This window comes from Paenibacillus roseus (assembly GCF_016424485.1).
In the GTDB taxonomy this organism is placed as follows: Bacteria; Bacillota; Bacilli; order Paenibacillales; family Paenibacillaceae; genus Paenibacillus_D; species Paenibacillus_D roseus.
Window position 1 is genome coordinate 392 of record NZ_JAELUP010000091.1, and the last position, 835, is coordinate 1,226.

Sequence of the window (835 nt, forward strand, 5' to 3'; positions counted from 1 at the left end):
ATAGTCAAAATTATTTTAGAAATCACTTAATGACAGAACTTTTTTTAAGAGAACATAAGTTTTCAAGTTTAAAAAAAATATTAGAAAATTTAGAATTATCTAAGTTAATAAAATTAGACAATTTTGACAAAACAAAAGGACAATTTTATTCTGTATTAAAAACAGAACAAAAAGATTTAGCTACAACAAATCCAACATTGGTTTCTCCTTTAAAGACACCAAGGTCTGTTTATGATGATAATATCTTTGAAGAACAAGTTGAAAGTTTAAATCCACAAATTCAAATGATTGAAAAACAATATAAATTTAAAAAGAATAAAAATTACGATCTACCATCAAATTATGTAGAATCTAATCCTATTAAAGAACGTGCATTAGATCGTTATGAAATATTTGGAGAAGTATACGAACATGCAACATTTACTTATGAATATTTTATAGAAACTGAAACTTATACTTTTTTTGAAGATAATGAAATTCTTAATGTTTTTAATAAAGAGCATTTAATTAATACGTCAATTGATGGATTATACAAAAAAATATTACATGATACGATGCACGAGCATAATATTCCAGATGTAAATGTCACTGACGATCAAAATGGAGTAACTCAAGCTAAAAATTTTTTTGATACAAATAATTTATTTCGTACTGAAACAGCAAATTTTATACTTCGAATAGGAAATATAAATGAAGATATAGGATTTTTTAATTTCCTTGATACAACAAAGGAATTTTTATTTGAAAAAATCTCATTTATCTTTGATCATTATATATTAGGTATTAATAAACGTCAAAATTTATTATCAAACACGTCATTTTTAAATCAATCTAT

Annotated in this window: 1 protein-coding gene; it reads left to right on the plus strand. The window is 23.1% G+C overall.

The window, feature by feature from the left end:
- Positions 1-29 precede the first annotated feature (29 nt).
- Positions 30-835: hypothetical protein (locus JFN88_RS16260; protein ID WP_199020319.1), on the plus strand; the 806-nt coding region annotated here is incomplete at its 3' end.